Below are 24,818 nucleotides of genomic sequence, written 5' to 3'. Positions count from 1 at the left end.
GCCACCAGCCGGGCGGCCGGTCCCCGGGCGGGGGCCGGGGCGGACGGCGCCGGGTCGCGCGGGGGAGCGGACGGGCCCATCGGGGTCCCTCTCGGGCTCGGCGGCGGAGAACCGGCCGGTCCGGCGAGGGACCGGCCGGCGGTGGTACCGGCTTCCGGGACGACGGGAGGCGCGGCGGCGGTCCCTACGCGTCGTAGGTGTCGACCTTCCGCGGGGTCGGGTCCTGGACGGCGCCGCTGAGGGCGGACGAGCGGGAGCTGAAGTTGTCGGTGTTGACCCGGTGGTCCTTGAGCACGGCCAGGGTGGCGTGGTGCACCCGGCGCAGGATCGGGGTCGCCGCGCGCAGCACGTCGTCGCTCATGAAGCGGTTGCCCCAGGGCTGGTCGGCCCAGGCGTGCCGGAGCCCGAACGGCTCGGGCAGGCCGAGCGAGCCGCCGAGCCAGTTCAGCAGCGGCGGGTACCAGCCGACCGCGGCCCGGGAGGCGAGCCGCACGACCTCGTCCGGCGTGACCAGCGGCAGGCTCACCGTACGGGTCTCCCAGAACCGCACCGTCTTGGCGACCGTCTTGGACGGGGCGGACGGCTTGGTCAGGAACAGACCGTTCACCGGGCCCAGCGCGTGGCCGGTGACCTCGATGCGCAGGGTCTCCTTGAGGACCGTCACGGTGGTCATCATCGTAATGATCAACTGGCCGCCCCACAGCGCCCACTGCACGCCCAGGTAGTGCCGGTCACCGCTGTCGAACTGCTGGTGGTTGCAGATGTTCTCCATCGCCTTGGGCCTGACCTGGTACGCCTCCACGTCCGGGCCCTCGGGGCGGGAGACACCGCCGGCGCCCGCCGGGATCGGGGTGACGACCCAGTCCCGCACGGTCGGCTCGGGGAAGCCGCCGGTCTTCAGGCTCTGGCGGGGGAGCATCTTCAGCTCGTCGTGGATGGCGCGGGCCAGCGTCCAGCTGCGGAACTCGTGGATGCTCTGCCCGGGGTCGGCCGGGGACAGCTCCTCGGCGAGGATCCAGGCGCCCCAGCGGGTGCCCATGCCGAGGATGCCCTTGGGACCGGCGTAGAAGGTCGAGTTGGACTGCTGCTCCGCGCTCAGCCTGGCCAGGGACTGGCGGAGCTGCTCGGCGGCGGTCTGGTCGGGGTGGGTGGGCACCGCCTCCGGGATCTTCGCGGCGACCCCGCTGCCCGAGAGCAGGCCGTCCCACCGGGAGCGCAGGTCCTTCGCGGTGGCCTCGCAGATCCGCTTGGCGAGGAACCAGCCGATCACCGGGGCGACCACGGCGCCGCGCGCGTACCAGCCCCACACCCCGCCGAACGGCATCTTTATCAGGAAGAGCACGGCGAGGGCGCCCACCGCGAGGAGCAGCACGGTGGCCATGCCGGAGACCCGCTTGTTGTCCTGTTTGGCCATGGTGGTGCGGAGCTGGAAGACCATCAGCCACACCAGCAGCCCCGGCAGGAACAGCACCCCGCACACCAGCATGATCGCGGTGAGCTTCTTGTCCCGGTCGTGGCGGATGTTGTTGGCCGCGAGGCAGTGCTCGACGACCACCTGCGGCTCCGCCCCGAACGACTGGATGACCGGCTTGCGCCCGGCGCCCAGCATGCGGCCTATCACCGCCTGGGAGAACGCCTCACCGAGGTTGGGCCGGAAGATCTTGGCCCAGGAACGGGGCGGGGTGACCGAGGACTTGTGCCATTCGTTGTCGGCTTTCTTGATCTCCTCCACCGGGCTGTCCCGGTAGGCGGCAGAGGCCAGCGCGAACGTGGCCAACTGCCCTTCGTCGCCCGAGCGAGGCACCTGCGGACCGAAGAAGTCCGGATAGTTGCCGTCAACGGTCATTCCCGCCCCCATCGCCACCGGACACCGCTCCTGCGGCCTTCCCGACTTCCGTGCTCCGCACACCTGTTGATCAGGTCATCGTGGGGAATCCTCGACAACCCGATGAGGTCATCAGCGTATCCGCAGGCGCCTTCCGGCAGGGCAGCGTTCCGGCGAGGTCACCCGGCGCGGGGGCGACATCGCGTCACACCCGCTCGGGCGCCTCCTTCCGCAGCCGTTCGGCGACCTGCGCGGGCATCGGCTCGTGCCGGGCGTAGCGGCGGCGGAAGCGGGCGGTGCCGTGCGAGAGGGAGCGCAGGTCGACCGCGTACCGGCCGATCTCGATCTCCGGCACCTCGGCCCGGATCGACGTCCCGCCGTCCCCGGTCCGCTCGGTGCCGAGGACCCTGCCGCGCCGCCCGGAGAGGTCGCTCATCACGGTGCCCACGTAGTCGTCGCCGGTCAGCACGGTCACCTCGGCGACCGGTTCGAGCAGGTGGATGCGGGCGTCGGCGGCCGCCTCCCGCAGGGCGAGCGCCCCGGCCGTCTGGAACGCGGCGTCGGAGGAGTCCACCGAGTGCGCCTTGCCGTCCAGGAGCGTGACCCGCACGTCGGTCAGCGGGTACCCGGCGGCGACCCCCCGGGCGGCCTGGGCCCGTACGCCCTTCTCCACCGACGGCACGAACTGCCGGGGCACCGAGCCGCCGACCACCTTGTCGACGAACTCGATCCCCGCACCGCACGGCAGCGGCTCCACCTCGATCTCGCAGATCGCGAACTGGCCGTGCCCGCCGGACTGTTTGACGTGCCGCCCGCGCCCCGCCGCCCGCGCCGCGAACGTCTCCCGCAGCGGCACCCGGTGCGCGACGACGTCGACCTGGACGCCGTAGCGGCCGCTCAGCCGCTCCAACGCCACGTCCGCGTGCGCCTCGCCGAGGCACCACAGCACCAACTGGTGCGTGTCCGGGTTCTGTTCGAGACGCATCGTCGGGTCCTCGGCGACCAGCCGGGCCAGCCCCTGCGAGAGCCGGTCCTCGTCGGCGTTGCCGTGCGCCTGGATGGCGAGCGGCAGCAGCGGGTCGGGTGTCTCCCAGGGCTCCATGAGGAGCGGGTCGTCCTTCGCGGAGAGGGTGTCGCCGGTCTCGGCGCGGCTCAGCTTCGCCACGCACGCCAGATCGCCCGCGACGCAGTGGGTCAGGGTCCGCTGCTGCTTGCCGAAGGGCGCGGACAGGGCGCCGACGCGTTCGTCGGACTCGTGCGAGGGCCGCTCCCGGTGCCCGGGGTCGGCGAGTCCGTGGCCGCGGACGTGGACGGTGTCGTCGGGGCGCAGCGTGCCGGAGAAGACCCGGACCAGGGAGACCCGGCCGACATAGGGGTCGGAGGAGGTCTTCACGACCTCGGCGACCAGTGGCCCGTCCGGGTCGCAGGGCTTCAGCCCGCGCACCGCGCCGGCCGCGTCCGTCACCCGCGGCGCGGTCCGCTCCAGCGGGGTGGGGAAGCCCCGGGTGATCAGTTCGAGGAGTTCCACGGTGCCCAGGCCCTGCCGGGCGCCGTCGGCGGCGGGCGCGGCGGCCAGCACGGGGAAGAAGGCGCCGCGCGCCACCGCCCGCTCCAGGTCCGCCGTGAGGGTCGTGACGTCGATCTCCTCGCCGCCCAGGTAGCGGTCCATGAGGGTCTCGTCCTCGCTCTCCGCGATGATCCCCTCGATCAGCCGGTTGCGGGCCTCCTCGATGCCGGGCCGCTGCTCGGGGCCGGGCTCGGACCCGACACGCTCCCCGGACGCGTAGTCGAACAGGGTCCGCGACAGCAGGCCGGTCAGCCCGGTCACCGGCGCGTGCCCGTCCGGCCCGGGAGCGGCGTGCAGCGGCAGGTAGAGGGGCAGCACGGCGTCGGGGTCGTCACCGCCGAAGGCCGCCGCGCAGACCCGGGTGGTCTCCTCGAAGTCGGCGCGGGCCGCCTCCAGGTGCGTGATCACGATGGCCCGCGGCATGCCCACGGCCGCGCACTCCTCCCAGACCAGCCGGGTCGAGCCGTCCACGCCGTCGGCCGCCGAGACGACGAAGAGGGCCGCGTCCGCCGCCCGCAGACCGGCCCGCAGCTCCCCGACGAAGTCGGCGTACCCGGGGGTGTCGAGGAGGTTGACCTTCACGCCGTCCCAGTCGACCGGCACCAGCGAGAGCTGGACCGAGCGCTGCTGACGGTGCTCGATGTCGTCGTAGTCCGAGACGGTGCCGCCGTCCTCCACGCGGCCCGCCCGGTTCACCGCCCCCGCGCTCAGCGCGAGGGCCTCCACCAGCGTCGTCTTGCCCGATCCGCAGTGGCCGACCAGCACCACGTTCCGTACGGACGCGGGGTGGTCGGCCGCCGTGGCCCTGCCGGCGGCTCCGGGGTGTCCGTTCGCCTTGTCGCCCATGGCCTTGCCTCCCGTGCACGGTGAGGTCACTGTGGGCGCGGGCGGGCCGGGCCGGGTGCGAGGGCGGCTCCGACGGCGCCCGCGGTCCTTCGAGCTTTCCACTCCCGTCACGGTGCGTCCATACGGGGGACGTGACCGCGCCGCCCGCCGCGGGCCGCCCGGGACCGGCCGTCCGCCGGAAATCCGCACAGGGGTGCGGGTGCCCGACCGTCGCACACGCGCGCGCGTGGCTACGATGGGCCAGCCGGTGGCCAGCAGGGGCCGCGCGGCCAACCGACCGTCGGGAAGGCCATGCTGAACAAGTACGCGCGTGCATTCTTCACGCGTGTCCTCACACCGTTCGCCGCGTTTCTCATCCGCAGGGGAGTCAGCCCCGACACGGTCACGCTGATCGGCACGGCCGGGGTGATGGCGGGAGCGCTGGTCTTCTACCCCCAGGGAGAGTTCTTCTGGGGCACGGTCGTGATCACCCTCTTCGTCTTCTCCGACCTCGTCGACGGGAACATGGCCCGCCAGCTCGGCCGCTCCAGCCGCTGGGGCGCCTTCCTGGACTCCACCCTCGACCGGGTCGCCGACGGCGCGATCTTCGGCGGGTTCGCCCTCTGGTACGCGGGCCGCGGCGACGACATCGTGCTGTGCGCCGTGTCGATCTTCTGCCTGGCCAGCGGCCAGGTCGTGTCGTACACCAAGGCCCGGGGCGAGTCGATCGGCCTGCCGGTCGCCGTCAACGGACTGGTCGAGCGGGCCGAGCGGCTGGTGATCTCGCTGGTCGCGGCCGGTTTCGCGGGCCTGCACAAGTTCGGCGTGCCGGGCATCCAGTACCTGCTGCCGGTCGCGCTGTGGGTGGTCGCGGTGGGCAGCCTCGTCACCCTGGTCCAGCGGGTGGTCACCGTCCGCCGCGAGTCGGCGGAGGCGGAGGCGGCGGCCGAGCGCGACAACGAGGCCGCCACGTGAGCGCCCGCGACCGGCTCACGGACGCCCTCTACGGACTCGGCTGGGGCGCGGTCAGGAAGCTTCCCGAGCCGGTCGCCGTGCGGCTCGGCCGCACCATCGCCGACCTCGCCTGGAAGCGGCGCGGCAAGGGAGTGCTGCGGCTGGAGAGCAACTACGCGCGCGTGGAGCCCGACGCGGGCCCCGAGCGCCTCGCGGAGCTGTCCCGGGCCGGGATGCGCTCCTACCTGCGCTACTGGATGGAGTCGTTCCGGCTGCCCGCGTGGAGCGCCGAACGCGTCCGGGGCGGCGTCACCGTCAAGGACGTCCACCACCTCACGGACGGCATCGCCGCGGGCCGGGGCGTCGTCCTCGCGCTGCCCCACATGGCCAACTGGGACCTGGCGGGCGCCTGGGTCACCACCGAGCTGCGCACCCCGTTCACCACGGTGGCCGAACGCCTGAAGCCGGAGAGCCTCTACGACCGGTTCGTCGCCTACCGCGAGGGCCTCGGCATGGAGGTCCTGCCGCACAGCGGCGGCGCCGCCTTCGGCACCCTCGCCCGGCGGCTGCGCGACGGCGGCCTGGTCTGCCTGGTCGCCGAACGCGACCTGTCGTCGTCCGGCGTCGAGGTGTCGTTCTTCGGCGAGGCCACCCGGATGCCCGCGGGCCCCGCCCTGCTCGCCCAGCAGACCGGCGCGCTGCTGCTGCCCGTCACGCTCTGGTACGACGACTCGCCCGTCATGCGGGGACAGGTCCACCCCCCGATCGAGGTACCCGAGTCAGGCGGCCGGGCCGAGAAGACGTCCGTCATGACACAGGCGCTGGCCGATGCCTTCGCCTCGGGGATCGCCGACCATCCGGAGGACTGGCACATGCTCCAGCGTCTGTGGCTCGCCGACCTCGGACCACGTCCGTCGAACGGGGAGCGCCCGTGAGGATCGGCATCGTCTGCCCCTACTCCTGGGACGTGCCGGGCGGCGTCCAGTTCCACATCCGCGACCTCGCCGCCTACTTCATCCGCCAGGGCCACGAGGTCTCGGTGCTGGCCCCCGCCGACGACGACACCCCGCTGCCGCCGTACGTCGTCTCGGCCGGGCGCGCGGTCCCGGTGCCGTACAACGGCTCGGTCGCCCGGCTCAACTTCGGCTTCCTGAGCGCCGCCCGGGTCCGCCGCTGGCTGCACGACGGCCACTTCGACGTCATCCACATCCACGAGCCGACCTCGCCGTCGCTCGGCCTGCTGACCTGCTGGGCGGCCCAGGGCCCGATCGTGGCCACGTTCCACACCTCCAACCCGCGCTCCCGGGCCATGATCGCGGCCTACTCGATCCTCCAGGCGGCCCTGGAGAAGATCAGCGCCCGCATCGCGGTCAGCGAGTACGCCCGCCGCACCCTCGTCGAGCACCTCGGCGGCGACGCGGTGGTCATCCCGAACGGCGTCGACGTCGACTTCTTCGCCGACGCCGAACCGCGCCCCGAGTGGCAGGGCGGGACGATCGGTTTCATCGGCCGCATCGACGAGCCCCGCAAGGGCCTGCCGGTCCTCATGAAGGCGCTGCCGCGCATCCTCGCGGCCCGTCCGGACACCCGGCTCCTGGTGGCGGGCCGGGGCGACGAGGAGGAGGCCGTCGAGACCCTCCCGGCCGAGCTGCGCTCCCGGGTCGAGTTCCTCGGCATGATCAGCGACGAGGACAAGGCCCGCCTGCTGCGCAGCGTCGACCTGTACCTCGCGCCCAACACCGGCGGCGAGAGCTTCGGCATCATCCTGGTCGAGGCGATGTCCGCGGGCGCCCCGGTCCTCGCCTCCGACCTCGACGCCTTCGCCCAGGTCCTGGACCAGGGCGCGGCCGGTGAGCTCTTCGCCAACGAGGACCCGGACGCCCTGGCGGACGCGGCGATCAGGCTGCTCGCCGACCCGGCCCGCAGGGCGGCACTGACCGCGCGCGGCAGCGCGCACGTGCGCCGCTTCGACTGGTCGACGGTCGGCGCGGACATCCTCTCCGTCTACGAGACGGTGACGGCGGGCGCGGCGGCGGTGGCCGCGGCGGACGACGACCGGGCATCGGGGCTGAGAGCGAGACTGGGCCTGGCACGGGACTGAGGCCCGCCGGGACGGGGAGCGGCTCGGGACCGGGGTCCGCGCGGGACTGAGCCTGGTGCACGACGGGACGGTGTGAGCCTGGACCGGGGAGACCGGGGAGACCGGGGAGACCGGGGAGACCGGGGCGCGCGGGGCGCGCGGGGCGCGCGGGGCTGAGGCCGGCGGGGGACCGACGGGCGTCCTCCGGGGCCGCCGGTCCCGGGTGTCATCGGGCGACGGCGACCCGCTCCGTCCCGGGGCGCCGCAGGAGGGCGGCGCCCCGCGCACCCCTGCACCCGTTGCCCGTCGCAGGCCCGGAACGGCCGGGGAGGGCGGCCGCACCCCCGCTCGGCACACCCCCCGCCCCGCACCCCCGCGCCCGTCGCGCGCGTAGGCTGCGGGCCGTGACTCCCACCCTGATCTGGACCCTCGTCGTTCTCGTGGCGATCGGCCTGTATCTGAGCTGGACGGCGGGCCGCCTGGACCGCCTCCACGCCCGTATCGACGCCGCCCGCGCCGCCCTCGACGCCCAGTTGCTCCGCCGGGCCTCCGTCGCGCAGGAACTGGCGACGTCCGGCGTCCTCGACCCGGCCGCGTCCATCGTCCTGTACGAGGCCGCGCACGCGGCCCGGCAGGCCGAGGAGGAGCAGCGGGAGTTCGCGGAGAGCGAGCTGAGCCAGGCGCTGCGGGTGGTGTTCGGGGAGCCGCAGCAGACCGAGGCGGTCCGCGAGGTGCCCGGCGGCGAGGCGGCCGTCAGCGAACTCGCCGAGGCGGTGCGCCGGGTCCCGATGGCCCGCCGCTTCCACAACGACGCGGTCGGCGCGGCCCGCAGGCTCCGCGAGCACCGCAAGGTCCGCTGGTTCCGGCTGGCCGGGCACGCGCCGTTCCCGATGGCGTTCGAGATGGACGACGAACCGCCCGTCGCCCTGGTGGAACGGGTCGCCTGACCCCCTGGTCCGAGCGGCCCCGGCCCCCGGGGCGCCGCCGCGCGGGCAGAACGATCCACCGCTCAACCATTGGCCCTTGCCGCCGCTCGGGCGCTCCCGTTTCCTCGGAGGTGCACAAATCCCCCTTCCCCCGAGTGAGGTCGCCCGTGTCCAGCACGCCCTTCGACAACCAGGCCCCCGAGACCGGCACCGCGCGCGTCAAGCGCGGCATGGCCGAGCAGCTCAAGGGCGGTGTGATCATGGACGTCGTCACCCCGGAGCAGGCGAAGATCGCCGAGGACGCGGGCGCCGTCGCCGTCATGGCCCTGGAGCGGGTCCCGGCCGACATCCGCAAGGACGGCGGGGTGGCCCGGATGTCCGACCCGGACATGATCGAGGGCATCATCGCGGCCGTCTCCATCCCGGTCATGGCCAAGTCCCGCATCGGCCACTTCGTCGAGGCCCAGGTCCTCCAGTCGCTCGGCGTCGACTACATCGACGAGTCCGAGGTGCTCACCCCGGCCGACGAGGTCAACCACTCCGACAAGTGGTCGTTCACCACCCCGTTCGTCTGTGGCGCCACCAACCTCGGAGAGGCGCTGCGCCGGATCGCCGAGGGCGCCGCGATGATCCGCTCCAAGGGCGAGGCCGGCACCGGCAACGTCGTCGAGGCGGTCCGCCACCTGCGGCAGATCAAGAACGAGATCGCCCGGCTGCGCGGCTTCGACAACCACGAGCTGTACGCCGCCGCCAAGGAGCTGCGCGCCCCGTACGAGCTGGTCAAGGAGGTCGCCGGGTTGGGCAGGCTGCCCGTCGTGCTGTTCTCCGCGGGCGGGGTCGCCACCCCGGCCGACGCCGCGCTGATGCGCCAGCTCGGCGCCGAGGGCGTCTTCGTCGGCTCCGGCATCTTCAAGTCGGGCGACCCGGCCAAGCGCGCCGCCGCCATCGTCAAGGCCACCACCTTCTACGACGACCCGAAGATCATCGCGGACGCGTCCCGCGACCTCGGCGAGGCCATGGTCGGCATCAACTGCGACACGCTGCCCGAGACCGAGCGCTACGCCAACCGCGGCTGGTGACGCCGATGTCCGACCCCGTCGTGGGCGTCCTGGCGCTCCAGGGCGACGTGCGCGAACACCTCGTCGCCCTGGCCGCCACCGGCGCCGTGGCCAGGCCGGTGCGCAGGGCGCAGGAGCTGGACGGGATCGACGGCCTGGTGCTGCCGGGCGGCGAGTCGACCACCATCTCCAAGCTGGCCGTCCTCTTCGGCGTCCTCGACCCGCTGCGCGCCCGGGTGCGGGCCGGGCTGCCGGTCTACGGCACCTGCGCGGGCATGATCCTGCTCGCCGACAAGATCCTCGACCCGCGCTCGGGCCAGGAGACCGTCGGCGGCATCGACATGATCGTGCGCCGCAACGCCTTCGGCCGCCAGAACGAGTCCTTCGAGGCGGCGGTCGCCGTGCGCGGCGTCCCGGGCGAGCCGGTGGAGGGCGTCTTCATCCGCGCGCCGTGGGTGGAGTCGGTGGGCGGCGCGGTCGAGGTGCTCGCCGAGCACGACGGCCACATCGTCGCGGTCCGCCAGGGCGACGTCCTCGCCACGTCGTTCCACCCGGAGCTGACCGGGGACCACCGCGTGCACGCCCTCTTTGTCGACATGGTGCGCGCGCGGGCGAAGGCGGACGCCTTGTAGGATCTCTGGCGTTCAGGCAGAGATGGGTTACGCGAAGGAGACAGGCAGATGTCCGGCCACTCTAAATGGGCCACGACGAAGCACAAGAAGGCCGTGATCGACGCCAAGCGCGGCAAGCTCTTCGCGAAGCTGATCAAGAATATCGAGGTCGCGGCGCGGATGGGCGGCGTCGACATCGAGGGCAACCCGACGCTCTACGACGCCATCCAGAAGGCCAAGAAGCAGTCGGTGCCGAACAAGAACATCGACTCCGCGGTCAAGCGCGGCGGTGGTCTCGAAGCGGGTGGCGCCGACTACGAGACCATCATGTACGAGGGGTACGGCCCGAACGGCGTCGCGGTCCTCATCGAGTGCCTCACCGACAACCGCAACCGCGCCGCCTCCGACGTCCGGGTCGCCATGACCCGCAACGGCGGCAACATGGCGGACCCCGGCTCGGTGTCCTACCTCTTCCACCGCAAGGGCGTCGTCATCGTCCCCAAGGGCGAACTGACCGAGGACGACGTCCTCGGCGCCGTCCTGGACGCGGGGGCCGAGGAGGTCAACGACCTCGGCGAGACCTTCGAGGTGCTCAGCGAGGCCACCGACATGGTCGCCGTCCGCACCGCCCTGCAGGACGCCGGGATCGACTACGACTCCGCCGAGGCCAACTTCGTCCCGACCATGCAGGTCGAACTCGACGAGGACGGCGCCCGCAAGATCTTCAAGCTGATCGACGCCCTGGAGGACAGCGACGACGTGCAGAACGTCTTCGCCAACTTCGACGTCAGCGACGAGGTCATGGAGAAGGTCGACGCGTAACGCGCTGCCGCGAACCCAACGGGCCGACGGGACACACCTCGTCGGCCCGTCGCCATGTCGGCCGTTGTCGGCGGCACCCGATAGCCTGCACAAACAGGCGATCGAAGAAGGGGGCCGCAGTGCGCGTACTCGGGGTGGACCCCGGCCTCACCCGGTGCGGGGTCGGCGTCGTGGAGGGGGTCGCGGGACGGCCGCTCACCATGCTCGGCGTCGGAGTCGTCCGCACGCCCGCGGAGGCCGAGTTGGGCCATCGCCTGGTCGCCGTCGAGCAGGGCATCGAGCAGTGGCTCGACGAGCACCGGCCCGAATTCGTCGCCGTGGAGCGGGTGTTCAGCCAGCACAACGTCAGCACCGTGATGGGCACCGCCCAGGCCAGCGCCGTCGCCATGCTCTGCGCCGCCCGCCGCGGCATCCCCGTCGCCCTGCACACCCCCAGCGAGGTCAAGGCCGCCGTCACCGGCAGCGGCCGCGCCGACAAGGCCCAGGTCGGAGCCATGGTCACCCGGCTGCTGCGGCTCGACGCGCCGCCCAGGCCCGCCGACGCCGCCGACGCCCTCGCCCTCGCCATCTGCCACATCTGGCGCGCCCCCGCGCAGAACCGCCTCCAGCAGGCGGTCGCCCAGCACACCGCCAGGGCATCCGCGCCCTCCTGGAAAGGCCGTACCGCATGATCGCCTTCGTCACCGGCCCGGTCGCCGCCCTCGCCCCGGACTCCGCGGTCGTCGAGGTGGGCGGCGTCGGCATCGCCGTCCAGTGCAGCCCCAACACCCTCTCCGGACTGCGGATGGGACAGCACGCGCGCCTCGCCACCTCCCTGGTGGTCCGCGAGGACTCCCTCACCCTGTACGGCTTCGCCGACGACGACGAGCGGCAGACCTTCGAACTCCTGCAGACCGCCAGCGGCGTCGGCCCCCGCCTCGCCCAGGCCATGCTCGCCGTGCACGCCCCCGACGCCCTGCGCCGCGCCGTCGCCACCGGCGACGAGAAGGCCCTCACCGCGGTCCCCGGCATCGGCAAGAAGGGCGCCCAGAAGCTGCTCCTCGAACTGAAGGACCGGCTCGGCGCCCCCACCGGCGCCACGGTGGCCGCCGTCCAGACCCCCGCCGGGTGGCGCGACCAGCTCCACGCCGCCCTGATCGGCCTCGGCTACGCCGCCCGGGACGCCGACGAGGCCGTCGCCGCCGTGACTCCGCAGGCCGAGGCCGCCGAGGGCACCCCGCAGGTCGGGCAGCTCCTGAAGGCCGCCCTCCAGACCCTCAACCGCGCCCGCTGACCCTCCACCCTCCGAGGCAGATCACATGAACTGGGACGATCCGACCGACCCCGACGCCGCCGAGCGGCTCGTCGGCGCGTCCGCCGACCGTGAGGACCAGGCCGTCGAGGCCGCCCTGCGCCCCAAGGACCTGGACGAGTTCATCGGCCAGGAGAAGGTTCGCGAGCAGCTCGACCTGGTGCTGCGCGCCGCCCGCGCGCGCGGCGCCACCGCCGACCACGTGCTGCTCTCCGGCGCCCCCGGCCTCGGCAAGACCACCCTCTCCATGATCATCGCCGCCGAGATGGGCGCCCCCATCCGCATCACCAGCGGCCCCGCCATCCAGCACGCGGGCGACCTCGCCGCGATCCTCTCCTCGCTCCAGGAGGGCGAGGTCCTCTTCCTCGACGAGATCCACCGCATGTCGCGGCCCGCCGAGGAGATGCTCTACATGGCGATGGAGGACTTCCGCGTCGACGTCATCGTCGGCAAGGGGCCGGGCGCCACCGCCATTCCGCTCGAACTGCCGCCCTTCACCCTCGTGGGTGCCACCACCCGGGCCGGTCTGCTGCCGCCGCCGCTGCGCGACCGCTTCGGCTTCACCGCGCACATGGAGTTCTACGAACCGGCCGAACTGCGGCGCGTCATCCACCGCTCGGCAGCCCTGCTCGACGTGGAGATCGACCCCGACGGAGCCGCCGAGATCTCCGGCCGCTCCCGCGGCACCCCCCGCATCGCCAACCGCCTGCTGCGCCGGGTCCGCGACTACGCGCAGGTCAAGGCGGACGGCGTGATCACCCGCGAGATCGCCGCCGCGGCCCTCGCCGTCTACGAGGTCGACGGACGCGGCCTCGACCGCCTCGACCGGGCGGTCCTCGAGGCACTGCTCAAGCTGTTCGGCGGCGGCCCGGTCGGCCTCTCGACGCTGGCCGTCGCGGTGGGGGAGGAGCGCGAGACGGTCGAGGAGGTCGCCGAGCCCTTCCTGGTCAGGGAGGGTCTGCTGGCCCGCACCCCGCGCGGCCGGGTGGGCACCCCGGCGGCCTGGGCCCACCTCGGTCTGACCCCGCCGCAGCAGCAGGTGGCGGGGGGCGCCGCCGGAAACGGACAAGGGGACCTGTTCGGGACGTGACGCATCCGTGACAGCGCGCACATTGGCCGGGGGAGGAACCCTGGTGCCATGCTGAGCGTTGTTCCCTGCGCGCGGACTCGCTTAGACTCCGCCGATGCCGCCTGTGTCGGCGGTATACATACCCCCATCCATGAGGCCGCTGTCCGCCGCGGTCGTGCGAAGGAAATTCCGTCCCGTGAATAACATCGGCATGCTCCTCCCCTTCATCGTGCTCATCGGGGCCATGTTCCTCATGACCCGCTCGGCCAAGCGCAAGCAGCAGCAGGCCCAGTCGATGCGCGACGAGATGCAGCCCGGCAGTGGCGTCCGCACCATCGGTGGCGTGTACGCGACGGTCAAGGAGGTCAACGACGACACGGTCCTCGTCGACGCCGGACCGGGAGTGGAGCTCCTCTTCGCGAAGAACGCCATCGGCGCCGTCCTCTCCGACGACGAGTACAACCGCATCGTCCACGGTGTCGAGCACGACCTGAAGTCCGACTCCGACCTCGTCCCGGACGACGCCTCCTCCCTCACCGAGAGCGACGCCGCCGCCACCGGCGAGCCCGCCGTCGACCTCGGCAAGGACCTCGGCAAGAAGGACGCCGTCGAGGAGCCCGCCGCGGCCGACGAGCCCGTCGTCGCCGAGGCGAAGCCGGCCGACGCGAAGACCGCCGAGAAGGCGGCCGACGAGGAGCCGAAGAAGACCGACGGCGACTCCGCCGCCAAGTAGGCGCACCCGAGGGGGCGTGCGGGGGTGATCCGCGCGCCTCGGTCAGTGTGTGTCCCGCACGGGATCCCGACACCATGTCATGGCCGCCCGCCCGCACCCCGGCACCCGGCGGCCCGAGAGGGAGTACGAGAAGGTGGCAGCACCGAAGAAGGGCCGGAGCGCGAGCGCCCAGAGCAAGCCATGGCGCTCGCTGGCCCTCATCCTGATCGCCATCGTGGCGCTCACCGGCGGCATGTTCGCGTCCGGGCACACCACTCCGCGTCTCGGCATCGACCTGGCCGGCGGTACGAGCATCACGCTGCGGGCGGTCGCGGAGCCGGGCCAGGAGTCCGCGATCAACAAGACCAACATGGACACCGCGGTCGAGATCATGAACCGCCGTGTCAATGGTCTTGGTGTCTCGGAGGCCGAGGTCCAGACCCAGGGCGCGAAGAACATCATCGTCAACATCCCCAAGGGCACGAACTCCAAGGAGGCCCGGCAGCAGGTAGGCACCACCGCGAAGCTCTACTTCCGGCCGGTGCTGACCACCGAGGTCTCCGGCGCCGCCGCGTCCCAGAGCCCCTCGCCCAGCTCCTCCAGCAGCGCCACCGACAAGGACAAGGACAAGGCGACCGACGCGTCGCCGAGCGCCACCGGTTCCGGTTCCCCCGACCCCTCGGCGAGCGCCACCTCCCAGGGCCGCGCCGTCACCGACGCCCTGAAGGCCGACAGCACCCCGTCCGCCTCCTCCTCCCCGTCGGCCTCCTCCTCGCCGTCCCCGGACGCGAGCAGCTCCGCCACCAGTGAGGCGGCGAGCAAGCTGGAGGCGCAGTACGCGGCGCTCGACTGCACCGTGCAGTCCCAGCGCGCCACCGCGGGTAAGGGCGTCAAGGCCAGCGACCCGACGGTCGCCTGCGGCCAGAACTCGCAGGGCCAGTGGCAGAAGTACATCCTCGGCCCGGCCGCGGTCGACGGCACCGACGTGAAGAAGTCGCAGGCCGTCTTCAACACGCAGACCGCCGCCGGCTGGACCGTCACGATGGACTTCACCGGCAAGGGCACCAAGAAGTTCGCCGACATCACCGGCCAGCTCGCGCAGAAGCAGTCGCCGCAGAACCAGTTCGCGATCGTCCTGGACGGCAACGTCGTCTCCGACCCCTACGTGCGCCAGGCGCTGACCGCAGGCAACGCGGAGATCTCCGGCAGCTTCAACCAGGAGGAGGCCCAGAGCCTCGCCAACATGCTGTCCTACGGCGCGCTGCCGCTGACCTTCAAGGAGGACAGCGTCACCACCGTCACCGCCGCGCTCGGCGGTGAGCAGCTGCACGCCGGTCTGATCGCGGGCGGCATCGGCCTCGCCCTGGTCGTCGTCTACCTGCTGGTCTTCTACCGCGGTCTGTCCGTCATCGCGATCCCGTCGCTGCTGGTCTCCGCCGCGCTCACCTACGTGATCATGGCGCTGCTCGGCCCGACCATCGGCTTCGCCCTGAACCTGCCCGCGGTCTGCGGAGCGATCGTCGCGATCGGTATCACCGCCGACTCCTTCATCGTCTTCTTCGAACGCATCCGGGACGAGATCCGCGAGGGCCGCTCGCTGCGCCCCTCGGTGGAGCGGGCCTGGCCCCGGGCCCGGCGCACCATCCTGGTCTCGGACTTCGTCTCCTTCCTCGCCGCCGCGGTGCTCTTCATCGTCACCGTCGGCAAGGTCCAGGGCTTCGCGTTCACGCTCGGTCTGACCACCGTGCTCGACGTCGTCGTGGTCTTCTTCTTCACCAAGCCGCTGATGACGATCCTCGCCCGCCGCAGGTTCTTCGCGGGCGGCCACAAGCTCTCCGGCCTCGACCCGAAGTCCCTGGGAGCCAAGCCCCCGCTGCGCCGCACCCGCCGTCCCGCCGCGCCCTCCGCCGGCCCTGTCGACCCGAAGGAGGCGTGAGATGTCGAAGCTCGGCAACCTCGGCGCCCGACTGCACCGCGGCGAGGTCGGCTACGACTTCGTCGGCAATCGCAAGCTCTGGTACGGCGTCTCCATCCTGATCACCATCACGGCCATCCTCGGCCTGGCGGTGCGCGGGCTGAACATGGGCATCGAGTTCCAGGGCGGCGCGGTCTTCACCACGCCGAAGCACATGAGCGTCTCGGTCACCAAGGCCGAGGAGCTGGCGGAGGAGGCCTCCGGCCACGACGCGATCGTGCAGAAGCTCGGCGACGGCAGCCTGCGCATCCAGATCTCCGGCATCGACACCGGCAAGTCCGACGACATCAAGGACGTCCTCGCCAAGGACCTCAAGGTCGACGCGGAGAACATCAACGCGGACCTGGTCGGACCGAGCTGGGGCGACCAGATCGCCAACAAGGCGTGGCAGGGCCTGGCGATCTTCATGGTCCTGGTGGTGATCTACCTCGCCATCGCCTTCGAGTGGCGGATGGCGCTGGCCGCGCTGGTCGCGCTGGTCCACGACATCACCATCACCGTCGGCATCTACGCCCTCGTCGGCTTCGAGGTCACGCCCGGCACGGTGATCGGTCTGCTGACCATCCTCGGTTACTCGCTCTACGACACGGTCGTCGTCTTCGACAGCCTCAAGGAGCAGACGAAGGACATCACCAAGCAGACCCGCTGGACCTACAGCGACATCGCCAACCGGTCGATCAACTCCACCCTGATGCGGTCGATCAACACCACGGCGGTGGCGCTCCTGCCGGTGGCGGCCCTGCTGTTCATCGGCGGTGGCGTCCTCGGCGCGGGCATGCTCAACGACATCTCGCTGTCGCTGTTCGTCGGCCTCGCGGCCGGTGCCTACTCCTCGATCTTCATCGCCACGCCGCTCGTCGCCGACCTCAAGGAGCACGAGCCGCAGCTCAAGGCGCTCAGGAAGCGGGTCCTCGCCAAGCGGACGCAGGCCGCCGCGCAGGGCGACACCGCCGAGCCGGAGACGGCCGAGGAGTACGACGACGACTTCGAGGACGCGGCCCCCGCCGTCGTCGGCCCGCGCAACCAGCCCGCCTCTCGCTCCCGCGGGCGCGGCCGTCCCTCGGGCAAGCGCCGATGACTGGCACCACGGACACCACGGAGCTGCTGCTCAGCCGGATCAGGGACGTGGCGGACCACCCGGAGCCTGGCGTCGTCTTCAAGGACATCACCCCGCTCCTGGCCGACCCGGTCGCGTTCACGGCGCTCACCGACGAGTTCGCCGCGATCGCCGCCCGCACCGGCGCCACCAAGATCGTCGGCCTTGAGGCCAGGGGCTTCATCCTGGGCGCCCCGGTCGCCGTCCGGGCGGGCCTCGGCTTCATCCCGGTGCGCAAGGCGGGCAAGCTCCCCGGAGCGACCCTCGCCCAGTCCTACGACCTGGAGTACGGCTCCGCCGAGATCGAGGTGCACGCCGAGGACCTGAGCGCCGGGGACCGCGTCCTGGTCGTCGACGACGTCCTGGCCACCGGCGGCACCGCCGAGGCGTCCCTCCAGCTGATCCGCCGGGCCGGCGCCGACGTCGCGGGCGTCGCGGTCCTGATGGAGCTGGGCTTCCTGAACGGCCGGGCCCGCCTGGAGCCCGCCCTCGGGGGCGCCCCGCTGGAGGCGCTGCTCCAGATCTGACCCACCGGACCCGGTCGCCGACCGGCACCCGTCGCGAGAGGCCGTCCCCGGCTCGGGGACGGCCTCTCGCGCACCCGGCGGCACCGGCGGGCGCAACCTCCCGGACACCCGGTGGACGGCCCCGTGGAATCCCGTGGAGACCTTCCGTGTTTCCCGGGCAGACGGTCATCAGATCGGCCTGAAGGCGATCCCCGGGCCGAGGATCGCTACCATGGGGTCTCCGGAGCCTGACCGGGGACCCGGATCGCGCACGAGGAGTCCTCTTGCCAGACGAGGCCCAGCACCTGACCGCCGCCAAGCCCGAGTCCGCCTCGGCTGCCGCGGCGAAGCCCGCGCCGACCACCCCGCCGGTGAAGAACGACGGCGCGGGGCCGGTCGAGCACGCCCAGTCCGCGCCCGTCGACAAGTCCGCCGAGCAGTCGCGCCCCAAGCCGGTCCCGCCGGAGCAGTCCGCCCCCGCGGTGCGTCCCAACACCGGCCAGCCCTCCCGCTCCGGTTCCTCGAACCGGGTCAGGGCCCGCCTCGCCCGCCTCGGCGTGCAGCGCTCCAACCCGTACAACCCGGTCCTCGAACCGCTGCTGCGGATAGTGCGCAGCAACGACCCGAAGACCGAGGCGGCCACGCTGCGCCAGATCGAGAGCGCCTACCAGGTCGCCGAACGCTGGCACCGCGGCCAGAAGCGCAAGAGCGGCGACCCCTACATCACGCACCCGCTCGCTGTCACCACCATCCTCGCCGAGCTGGGCATGGATCCGGCCACCCTGATGGCGGGCCTGCTGCACGACACCGTCGAGGACACCGAGTACGGCCTCGACCAGCTCCGCCGCGACTTCGGCGACCAGGTCGCGCTGCTCGTCGACGGCGTCACCAAGCTGGACAAGGTCAAGTTCGGGGAGGCCGCGCAGGCCGAGACCGTGCGCAAGATGGTCGTCGCCATGGCCAAGGACCCCCGGGTCCTGGTCATCAAGCTCGCCGACCGGCTGCACAACATGCGCACCATGCGGTACCTCAAGCGCGAGAAGCAGGAGAAGAAGGCGCGCGAGACCCTGGAGATCTACGCGCCGCTCGCCCACCGCCTGGGCATGAACACCATCAAGTGGGAGCTGGAGGACCTCGCCTTCGCGATCCTCTACCCCAAGATGTACGACGAGATCGTCCGCCTGGTCGCCGAGCGCGCCCCCAAGCGCGACGAGTACCTGGCCATAGTGACCGACGAGGTCCAGGCCGACCTGCGCGCGGCCCGCATCAAGGCGACCGTCACCGGCCGCCCGAAGCACTACTACAGCGTCTACCAGAAGATGATCGTGCGGGGCCGCGACTTCGCGGAGATCTACGACCTGGTGGGCATCCGCGTCCTGGTGGACACCGTCCGCGACTGCTACGCGGCCCTGGGCACCGTCCACGCGCGCTGGAACCCGGTTCCCGGGCGCTTCAAGGACTACATCGCGATGCCCAAGTTCAACATGTACCAGTCGCTGCACACGACGGTCATCGGGCCCAACGGCAAGCCGGTCGAGCTGCAGATCCGCACCTTCGACATGCACCGCCGCGCCGAGTACGGCATCGCCGCGCACTGGAAGTACAAGCAGGAGGCCGTCGCGGGCGCCTCCAAGGTGCGCACCGACGCCCCCAGGTCCTCCGGCAAGAGCAAGGACGACCACCTCAACGACATGGCGTGGCTGCGCCAGCTCCTGGACTGGCAGAAGGAGACCGAGGACCCCAGCGAGTTCCTGGAGTCGCTCCGCTTCGACCTGTCCCGCAACGAGGTCTTCGTCTTCACCCCGAAGGGCGACGTCATAGCGCTCCCGGCGGGCGCCACCCCGGTCGACTTCGCGTACGCGGTCCACACCGAGGTCGGGCACCGGACGATAGGGGCGCGCGTCAACGGGCGTCTCGTCCCGCTCGAATCGACGCTCGACAACGGCGACCTGGTGGAGGTCTTCACCTCCAAGGCGGCCGGCGCCGGACCGTCCCGCGACTGGCTCGGCTTCGTCAAGTCGCCGCGCGCCCGCAACAAGATCCGGGCGTGGTTCTCCAAGGAGCGCCGCGACGAGGCGATCGAGCAGGGCAAGGACGCCATCGTCCGCGCGATGCGCAAGCAGAACCTGCCGATCCAGCGCATCCTCACCGGGGACTCGCTGGTCACCCTGGCGCACGAGATGCGCTACTCGGACATCTCCGCCCTGTACGCGGCGATCGGCGAGGGCCATCTCTCCGCGCAGAACATCGTGCAGAAGCTGGTCTCCGCGCTCGGCGGCGAGGAGGCGGCCACCGAGGAGATCGACGAGTCCGTCCCGCCGACCCGCAGCCGCAAGCGCCGCTCGAACGCGGACCCCGGCGTCGTCGTCAAGGGCGTCGACGACGTGTGGGTCAAGCTGGCCCGCTGCTGCACCCCGGTGCCGGGCGACCCGATCATCGGCTTCGTCACCCGGGGCAGCGGCGTCTCGGTGCACCGCAGCGACTGCGTGAACGTGGACTCGCTCTCCCGCGAGCCCGAGCGGATCCTGGAGGTCGAGTGGGCGCCCACCCAGTCCTCGGTCTTCCTGGTCGCCATCCAGGTCGAGGCGCTCGACCGCTCCCGGCTCCTGTCGGACGTCACCCGGGTCCTGTCCGACCAGCACGTCAACATCCTCTCGGCGGCCGTGCAGACCTCCCGCGACCGGGTCGCCACCTCCCGGTTCACCTTCGAGATGGGCGACCCGAAGCACCTGGGCCACGTCCTGAAGGCCGTACGGGGCGTCGAGGGCGTCTACGACGTGTACCGGGTGACCTCGGCCCGCAACAAGACCTGACCCCGCAGGACCGGACGACGAGGAGGGGCCCCGCACCTGGTGTGCGGGGCCCCTCCTCGTACCGTCGGGTGTGCCGGTGGTCAGCCGCCGAACTCCTGGAGACCCTTCAGCGCCTGGTCGAGCAGGGCCTGGCGGCCCTCCAGCTCACGCGCCAGCTTGTCGGCCTTCGCGGTGTTGCCCTGGGCGCGCGCCTGCTCGATCTGGCCGGTGAGCTTGTCCACGGCCGCCTGGAGCTGGCCGGTCAGACCCTCGGCACGCGCGCGTGCCTCCGGGTTGGTCCGGCGCCACTCGGCCTCCTCGGCCTCCTGGATCGCCCGCTCGACGGCCTGCATCCGGCCCTCGACCTTCGGACGCGCGTCCCGCGGGACGTGGCCGATGGCCTCCCAGCGCTCGTTGACCGAGCGGAAGGCGGCCCGCGCCGCCCGCAGCTCCGTCACCGGGAGGATCTTCTCGGCCTCACCGGCCAGCTCCTCCTTGAGCTTCAGGTTCTCCGTCTGCTCGGCGTCCCGCTCGGCGAAGACCGAGCTGCGGGCGGCGAAGAACACGTCCTGGGCGCCGCGGAAGCGGTTCCACAGGTCGTCCTCGTGCTCGCGCTGGGCGCGGCCGGCGGCCTTCCACTCGGTCATCAGGTCGCGGTAGCGCGCGGCCGTCGGACCCCAGTCCGTCGAGCCCGACAGCGCCTCGGCCTCGGCGACCAGGCGTTCCTTGGCCTTGCGGGCGTCCTCGCGCTGCGCGTCGAGCGACGCGAAGTGCGCCTTGCGCCGCTTGGAGAACGCCGACCGGGCGTGCGAGAAGCGGTGCCACAGTTCGTCGTCCGACTTGCGGTCGAGCCGGGGCAGCCCCTTCCAGGTGTCCACCAGGGCCCGCAGCCGTTCGCCCGCCGCCCGCCACTGGTCGGACTGGGCGAGCTGCTCCGCCTCGGCGACCAGCTCCTCCTTGGCGTGCCGGGCCTCGTCGGACTGCTTCGCGCGCTGCTGCTTGCGCTCCTCGCGGCGGGACTCGACCGTCTCGACGAGCTTGTCGAGACGCGCGCCGAGCGCCGCGAGGTCGCCGACCGCGTGGTGGGCGTCGATCTGCTCCCGCAGATGCCCGATGGCGGTCTGCGCGTCCTTCGCCGACAGGTCGGTGGTCTTCACCCGTCGTTCGAGGAGGCCGATCTCGACAACCAAACCCTCGTACTTGCGTTCGAAATAGGCCAGGGCCTCATCGGGGGAGCCGGCCTGCCAGGAACCGACCACCTGCTCGCCGTCGGCCGTACGCACGTACACGGTCCCCGTCTCGTCGACGCGGCCCCACGGGTCGCTGCTCACAGCGCCTCCTCCACATGATGCCTCCACAGGGCTTCGGCGCCCCCGGGCATCGTCCACAGTTCGTCACGGCCAACATAGGCGACCGGCGGGTTGCCTGTCCGCATCCCGCGCGACCGAAATTTCGCACCTCGGAGTCGGGGCGCGTCAGGACTTGACGACCGTCGCCTTGTCGATGACGACCGTCGCGTTCGGGGCTCCGTCGCCCGCCCCGGTGTTCTCGCCGGCGGCGGCGATCTTCTTCAGGACCTTCATCCCGGAGGCGGACACCGTGCCGAACGGCGTGTAGCTGGGCGGCAGCTGGCTGTCCTGGTAGACGAGGAAGAACTGGCTGCCGCCGGTGTGCGCCTGACCGGTGTTCGCCATCGCGATGGTGCCCGCCGGGTAGACGTTGCCCTTGAGGCTCTTGTCCTTCAGGTTCTCGTCCGGGATGGTGTAGCCGGGTCCGCCGCTGCCGCTGGCCGTCGGGTCGCCGCACTGGAGCACGTAGATCCCGTTGGTGGTCAGCCGGTGGCACTTCGTGTGGTCGAAGTAGCCCTTGCCCGCGAGGAAGTCGAAGGAGTTCACCGTGTGCGGGGCCGCCGACGTCTTCAGGGCGATGTCTATGTCACCGCACGTCGTGGCCAGCTTCATGGTGTAGTCCGCCGACTTGTCGATGGACATCGCCGGCTCCTTCTTCCAGCTCAGCTTCTTCACGGACCCCGCGGCCGCCTTCTCGCAGGGGTCGGGAGCCTTGCTCGGCGAAGCGCTCGGGCTGGCCTCCGCGTTCGCGTTCGCGTTCGACTTGTCATCGTCCTTCTTGAACGCGTTCGTCGTGTAGAGGGCCACACTGCCCACCAGGATCACGCCGAGCACCGACGCGATCACCGAGTTGCGCACACGTGCCTTGCGCCGGGCTGAGGTGCGTCGCTGCTGCTGCCGCAAGAACTTCTCCCGGGCGAGCTGTCGCTTCCGCTGTTCCTGGGTGACCACCGGGTTCTCTCCTCATGCGTCTCGTACGTCGACTGGGACGCGTGCGTCTTGTGAGCCGACCGCCTGCGTGTGCCCCGTACCGTATATGGGTTCGCTGAGGAATCGGCAGCGCCGGTAGGCTCTGACCGCTGCTGCAAGCCGCCCGTAATCGACACAACGAAGGACGATCGTGCTCATTGCCGGGTTCCCCGCCGGCGCCTGGGGGACGAACTGTTATCTCGTCGCCCCCGCCGCAGGTGAGGAGTGCGTAATCATCGACCCCGGCCATCAGGCCGCCGCAGGCGTCGAGGAAGCACTCAGAAAGCATCGGCTCAAGCCCGTCGCCGTCGTCCTCACCCATGGGCACATCGACCACGTCGCCTCCGTCGTCCCGGTCTGCGGCGCGCACGGCGTCCCCGCGTGGATCCACCCCGAGGACCGCTACATGATGAGCGACCCGGAGAAGGGCCTCGGCCGCTCCCTGGGCATGCCGCTCATGGGCGAGCTGACCGTGGGGGAGCCCGACGACGTCAAGGAGCTGACCGACGGCGCCACCCTCGCCCTGGCGGGCCTGGAGCTGACCGTCGCGCACACCCCCGGCCACACCAAGGGGTCGGTGGGCTTCGGACTGCCGCAGACCGCGGAGGTCCCGCCGGTCTTCTTCTCCGGCGACCTGCTGTTCGCCGGTTCCGTCGGACGCACCGACCTGCCCGGCGGCGACATGACCGACCTGCTCGCCTCACTGGCGAGGGTGTGCCTGCCGCTCGACGACTCCACCGTGGTCCTCTCCGGCCACGGCCCCCAGACGACCATCGGCCAGGAGCGCGCCACCAACCCGTACCTGCGGCAGGTGGCCCAGGACCGTCGGGCTCCCGACGACGCCGCTCCCCGACGAGGAATGTGACAAGAGACCTTCCGTGAGCACCTTCCAGGCCCCCAAGGGCACCTACGACCTGATCCCGCCGGACAGCGCCACCTTCCTGGCCGTCCGCGAGGCGATCGCCGCCCCGCTGCGTAACTCCGGGTACGGCTACATCGAGACCCCCGGCTTCGAGAACGTCGAGCTGTTCGCGCGCGGGGTCGGCGAGTCCACCGACATCGTCACCAAGGAGATGTACGCCTTCGAGACCAAGGGCGGCGACCGGCTCGCGCTGCGCCCCGAGGGCACCGCCTCCGTGCTGCGCGCCGCCCTGGAGGCCAACCTGCACAAGGCGGGCAACCTCCCCGTCAAGCTCTGGTACTCGGGCTCCTACTACCGCTACGAGCGCCCGCAGAAGGGCCGTTACCGCCACTTCTCGCAGGTCGGCGCCGAGGCGATCGGCGCCGAGGACCCGGCGCTCGACGCCGAGCTGATCATCCTGGCCGACCAGGCGTACCGCTCGCTCGGCCTGCGCGACTTCCGCATCCTGCTCAACTCCCTCGGCGACAAGGAGTGCCGTCCCGTCTACCGGGCCGCCCTCCAGGACTTCCTGCGCGGTCTCGACCTCGACGAGGAGACCCTGCGCCGGGCCGAGATCAACCCCCTGCGGGTCCTCGACGACAAGCGCGCCGACGTCCAGAAGCAGCTCACCGGGGCGCCCCTGCTGCGGGACTACCTCTGCGACGCCTGCAAGGCGTACCACGAGGAGGTCCGCGAGCTGATCCAGGCGGCCGGGGTCGCCTTCGAGGACGACGCGCGCCTGGTGCGCGGCCTCGACTACTACACCCGCACCACCTTCGAGTTCGTCCACGACGGCCTCGGCGCGCAGTCCGCGGTGGGCGGCGGCGGACGCTACGACGGCCTCTCCGAGATGATCGGCGGCCCCGCGCTGCCGTCCGTCGGCTGGGCCCTCGGCGTCGACCGCACGGTGCTGGCGCTGGAGGCGGAGGGCATCACGCTGGACATCCCGGCCACCACCAGCGTCTTCGCGATCCCGCTCGGCGACGAGGCGCGCCGGGTGCTGTTCGGTAAGGTCACCGAGTTGCGCAAGGTCGGCATCGCGGCGGACTTCTCGTACGGGCACAAGGGGCTCAAGGGCGCGATGAAGAACGCCAACCGCAGCGGCGCCCGCTACACGGTCGTCGCCGGTGAGCGCGACCTCGCCGAGGGCATCGTCCAGCTCAAGGACATGGAGAGCGGCGAGCAGACCGCGATCGGGGTCGGCGAGGTGGTGGCGGAGCTGGAGACCAGGCTCGGCTGAGACGGCCCGCGTCCCCGGCGTCCCGGGGGCGCCGGTCCAGCAGGCCGCGCGCATCGCGCCGTCAACCCGGTGCGCGCGGATTCATCCTCCCGGGCGTCCTCTGCACGGGACCGCCACAACCGGCCGTCGTGCCTCGGCCCGGCGCCCGGAGCCGGGCGGCCGCCGCCGTCCCGGCAGCGGACACCACGGCGGATCGCCGTCGCGGCGCCCGCACCGGGCCCGAGCAGGCCGAAGACCCCGCCCGCGCGCG

Annotated in this window: 20 protein-coding genes and 1 pseudogene; 17 read left to right on the top strand and 4 right to left on the bottom strand. The window is 71.9% G+C overall.

Features of this window, described 5'->3' with window-relative positions:
- Window positions 1–184 precede the first annotated feature (184 nt).
- Entirely contained in the window at window positions 185–1,846 is a 1,662-nt protein-coding gene (locus GA0115242_RS04625; protein ID WP_093824800.1) for a DUF3784 domain-containing protein, read from the bottom strand.
- A 184-nt stretch (window positions 1,847–2,030) separates the two neighbouring features.
- On the bottom strand, window positions 2,031–4,238 hold the full coding sequence (locus GA0115242_RS04620; RefSeq protein WP_093824798.1) for an elongation factor G-like protein EF-G2: 2,208 nt from the start codon (window positions 4,236–4,238) through the stop codon (window positions 2,031–2,033).
- A 235-nt stretch (window positions 4,239–4,473) separates the two neighbouring features.
- Between GA0115242_RS04620 and pgsA the strand changes: the two are divergent.
- The 15 genes and pseudogenes from pgsA to relA all read left to right on the top strand — a co-directional run bounded on the left by pgsA (window position 4,474) and on the right by relA (window position 20,130).
- Window positions 4,474–5,192, top strand: a pseudogene (gene pgsA, locus GA0115242_RS04615) (phosphatidylinositol phosphate synthase).
- On the top strand, window positions 5,189–6,106 hold the full coding sequence (locus GA0115242_RS04610) for a phosphatidylinositol mannoside acyltransferase (protein ID WP_093824794.1): 918 nt from the start codon (window positions 5,189–5,191) through the stop codon (window positions 6,104–6,106). Before pgsA ends, GA0115242_RS04610 begins: the two are co-directional and overlap by 4 nt.
- On the top strand, window positions 6,103–7,272 hold the full coding sequence (locus tag GA0115242_RS04605) for a glycosyltransferase family 4 protein (RefSeq protein ID WP_093824792.1): 1,170 nt from the start codon (window positions 6,103–6,105) through the stop codon (window positions 7,270–7,272). The genes GA0115242_RS04610 and GA0115242_RS04605 overlap by 4 nt, the downstream gene beginning before the upstream one ends.
- 383 nt (window positions 7,273–7,655) lie before the next feature.
- Window positions 7,656–8,198 carry a hypothetical protein gene (locus GA0115242_RS04600; RefSeq protein WP_093824790.1) on the top strand — a complete coding sequence of 181 codons (543 nt, stop codon included), beginning with the start codon at window positions 7,656–7,658 and terminating at the stop codon, window positions 8,196–8,198.
- A gap of 209 nt (window positions 8,199–8,407) precedes the next feature.
- Window positions 8,408–9,256 (top strand): pyridoxal 5'-phosphate synthase lyase subunit PdxS, encoded by an 849-nt coding sequence (gene pdxS, locus GA0115242_RS04595; protein WP_202554926.1) that lies wholly within the window; start codon window positions 8,408–8,410, stop codon window positions 9,254–9,256.
- A gap of 5 nt (window positions 9,257–9,261) precedes the next feature.
- Entirely contained in the window at window positions 9,262–9,867 is a 606-nt protein-coding gene (gene pdxT / locus GA0115242_RS04590) for a pyridoxal 5'-phosphate synthase glutaminase subunit PdxT (protein WP_093824785.1), read from the top strand.
- Between the two features lie 48 nt (window positions 9,868–9,915).
- Entirely contained in the window at window positions 9,916–10,668 is a 753-nt protein-coding gene (locus GA0115242_RS04585) for a YebC/PmpR family DNA-binding transcriptional regulator (RefSeq protein WP_093824783.1), read from the top strand.
- A gap of 119 nt (window positions 10,669–10,787) precedes the next feature.
- Entirely contained in the window at window positions 10,788–11,339 is a 552-nt protein-coding gene (gene ruvC, locus GA0115242_RS04580) for a crossover junction endodeoxyribonuclease RuvC (RefSeq protein WP_093824781.1), read from the top strand.
- Window positions 11,336–11,941, top strand: a complete 606-nt coding sequence (gene ruvA, locus GA0115242_RS04575) for a Holliday junction branch migration protein RuvA (RefSeq protein ID WP_093824779.1) — start codon at window positions 11,336–11,338, stop codon at window positions 11,939–11,941. The genes ruvC and ruvA overlap by 4 nt, the downstream gene beginning before the upstream one ends.
- A gap of 25 nt (window positions 11,942–11,966) precedes the next feature.
- Window positions 11,967–13,049: a Holliday junction branch migration DNA helicase RuvB gene (gene ruvB, locus GA0115242_RS04570; RefSeq protein WP_093824777.1), complete on the top strand. Its 1,083-nt coding sequence runs from the start codon at window positions 11,967–11,969 to the stop codon at window positions 13,047–13,049.
- Window positions 13,050–13,239: 190 nt separating this feature from the next.
- The gene (gene yajC / locus GA0115242_RS04565) at window positions 13,240–13,761 is read left to right on the top strand and encodes a preprotein translocase subunit YajC (protein ID WP_093824775.1); all 522 of its coding nucleotides are present in this window, start codon (window positions 13,240–13,242) and stop codon (window positions 13,759–13,761) included.
- 133 nt (window positions 13,762–13,894) lie between these two features.
- Window positions 13,895–15,676: a protein translocase subunit SecD gene (gene secD, locus GA0115242_RS04560; protein WP_093824802.1), complete on the top strand. Its 1,782-nt coding sequence runs from the start codon at window positions 13,895–13,897 to the stop codon at window positions 15,674–15,676.
- 1 nt (window position 15,677) lies between these two features.
- Window positions 15,678–16,793, top strand: coding sequence for a protein translocase subunit SecF (secF, locus tag GA0115242_RS04555; RefSeq protein WP_093824773.1), 1,116 nt, complete (start codon window positions 15,678–15,680; stop codon window positions 16,791–16,793).
- Window positions 16,790–17,338: an adenine phosphoribosyltransferase gene (locus tag GA0115242_RS04550; RefSeq protein ID WP_093824771.1), complete on the top strand. Its 549-nt coding sequence runs from the start codon at window positions 16,790–16,792 to the stop codon at window positions 17,336–17,338. The genes secF and GA0115242_RS04550 overlap by 4 nt, the downstream gene beginning before the upstream one ends.
- Before the next feature lie 263 nt (window positions 17,339–17,601).
- On the top strand, window positions 17,602–20,130 hold the full coding sequence (gene relA, locus GA0115242_RS04545) for a GTP pyrophosphokinase (protein ID WP_093824769.1): 2,529 nt from the start codon (window positions 17,602–17,604) through the stop codon (window positions 20,128–20,130).
- 80 nt (window positions 20,131–20,210) lie between these two features.
- Here the strand turns inward: relA and GA0115242_RS04540 are convergent, their stop codons facing one another.
- Together GA0115242_RS04540 and GA0115242_RS04535 are read right to left on the bottom strand one after the other, a co-directional pair.
- Window positions 20,211–21,440, bottom strand: a complete 1,230-nt coding sequence (locus tag GA0115242_RS04540; protein WP_093824767.1) for a DUF349 domain-containing protein — start codon at window positions 21,438–21,440, stop codon at window positions 20,211–20,213.
- A gap of 144 nt (window positions 21,441–21,584) precedes the next feature.
- Window positions 21,585–22,409, bottom strand: a complete 825-nt coding sequence (locus tag GA0115242_RS04535) for a peptidylprolyl isomerase (RefSeq protein WP_093824765.1) — start codon at window positions 22,407–22,409, stop codon at window positions 21,585–21,587.
- A gap of 169 nt (window positions 22,410–22,578) precedes the next feature.
- Between GA0115242_RS04535 and GA0115242_RS04530 the strand changes: the two genes are divergently transcribed.
- Together GA0115242_RS04530 and hisS are read left to right on the top strand one after the other, a co-directional pair.
- Window positions 22,579–23,292 (top strand): MBL fold metallo-hydrolase, encoded by a 714-nt coding sequence (locus GA0115242_RS04530; RefSeq protein WP_093824764.1) that lies wholly within the window; start codon window positions 22,579–22,581, stop codon window positions 23,290–23,292.
- 13 nt (window positions 23,293–23,305) lie between these two features.
- Window positions 23,306–24,568, top strand: coding sequence for a histidine--tRNA ligase (gene hisS / locus GA0115242_RS04525; RefSeq protein ID WP_093824762.1), 1,263 nt, complete (start codon window positions 23,306–23,308; stop codon window positions 24,566–24,568).
- The last annotated feature ends 250 nt before the right edge of the window (window positions 24,569–24,818 follow it).

The organism is Streptomyces sp. SolWspMP-5a-2 (genome assembly GCF_900091845.1).
Lineage (GTDB): Bacteria > Actinomycetota > Actinomycetes > Streptomycetales > Streptomycetaceae > Streptomyces > Streptomyces doudnae.
This window is presented reverse-complemented; position numbering and strand designations above follow the sequence as displayed.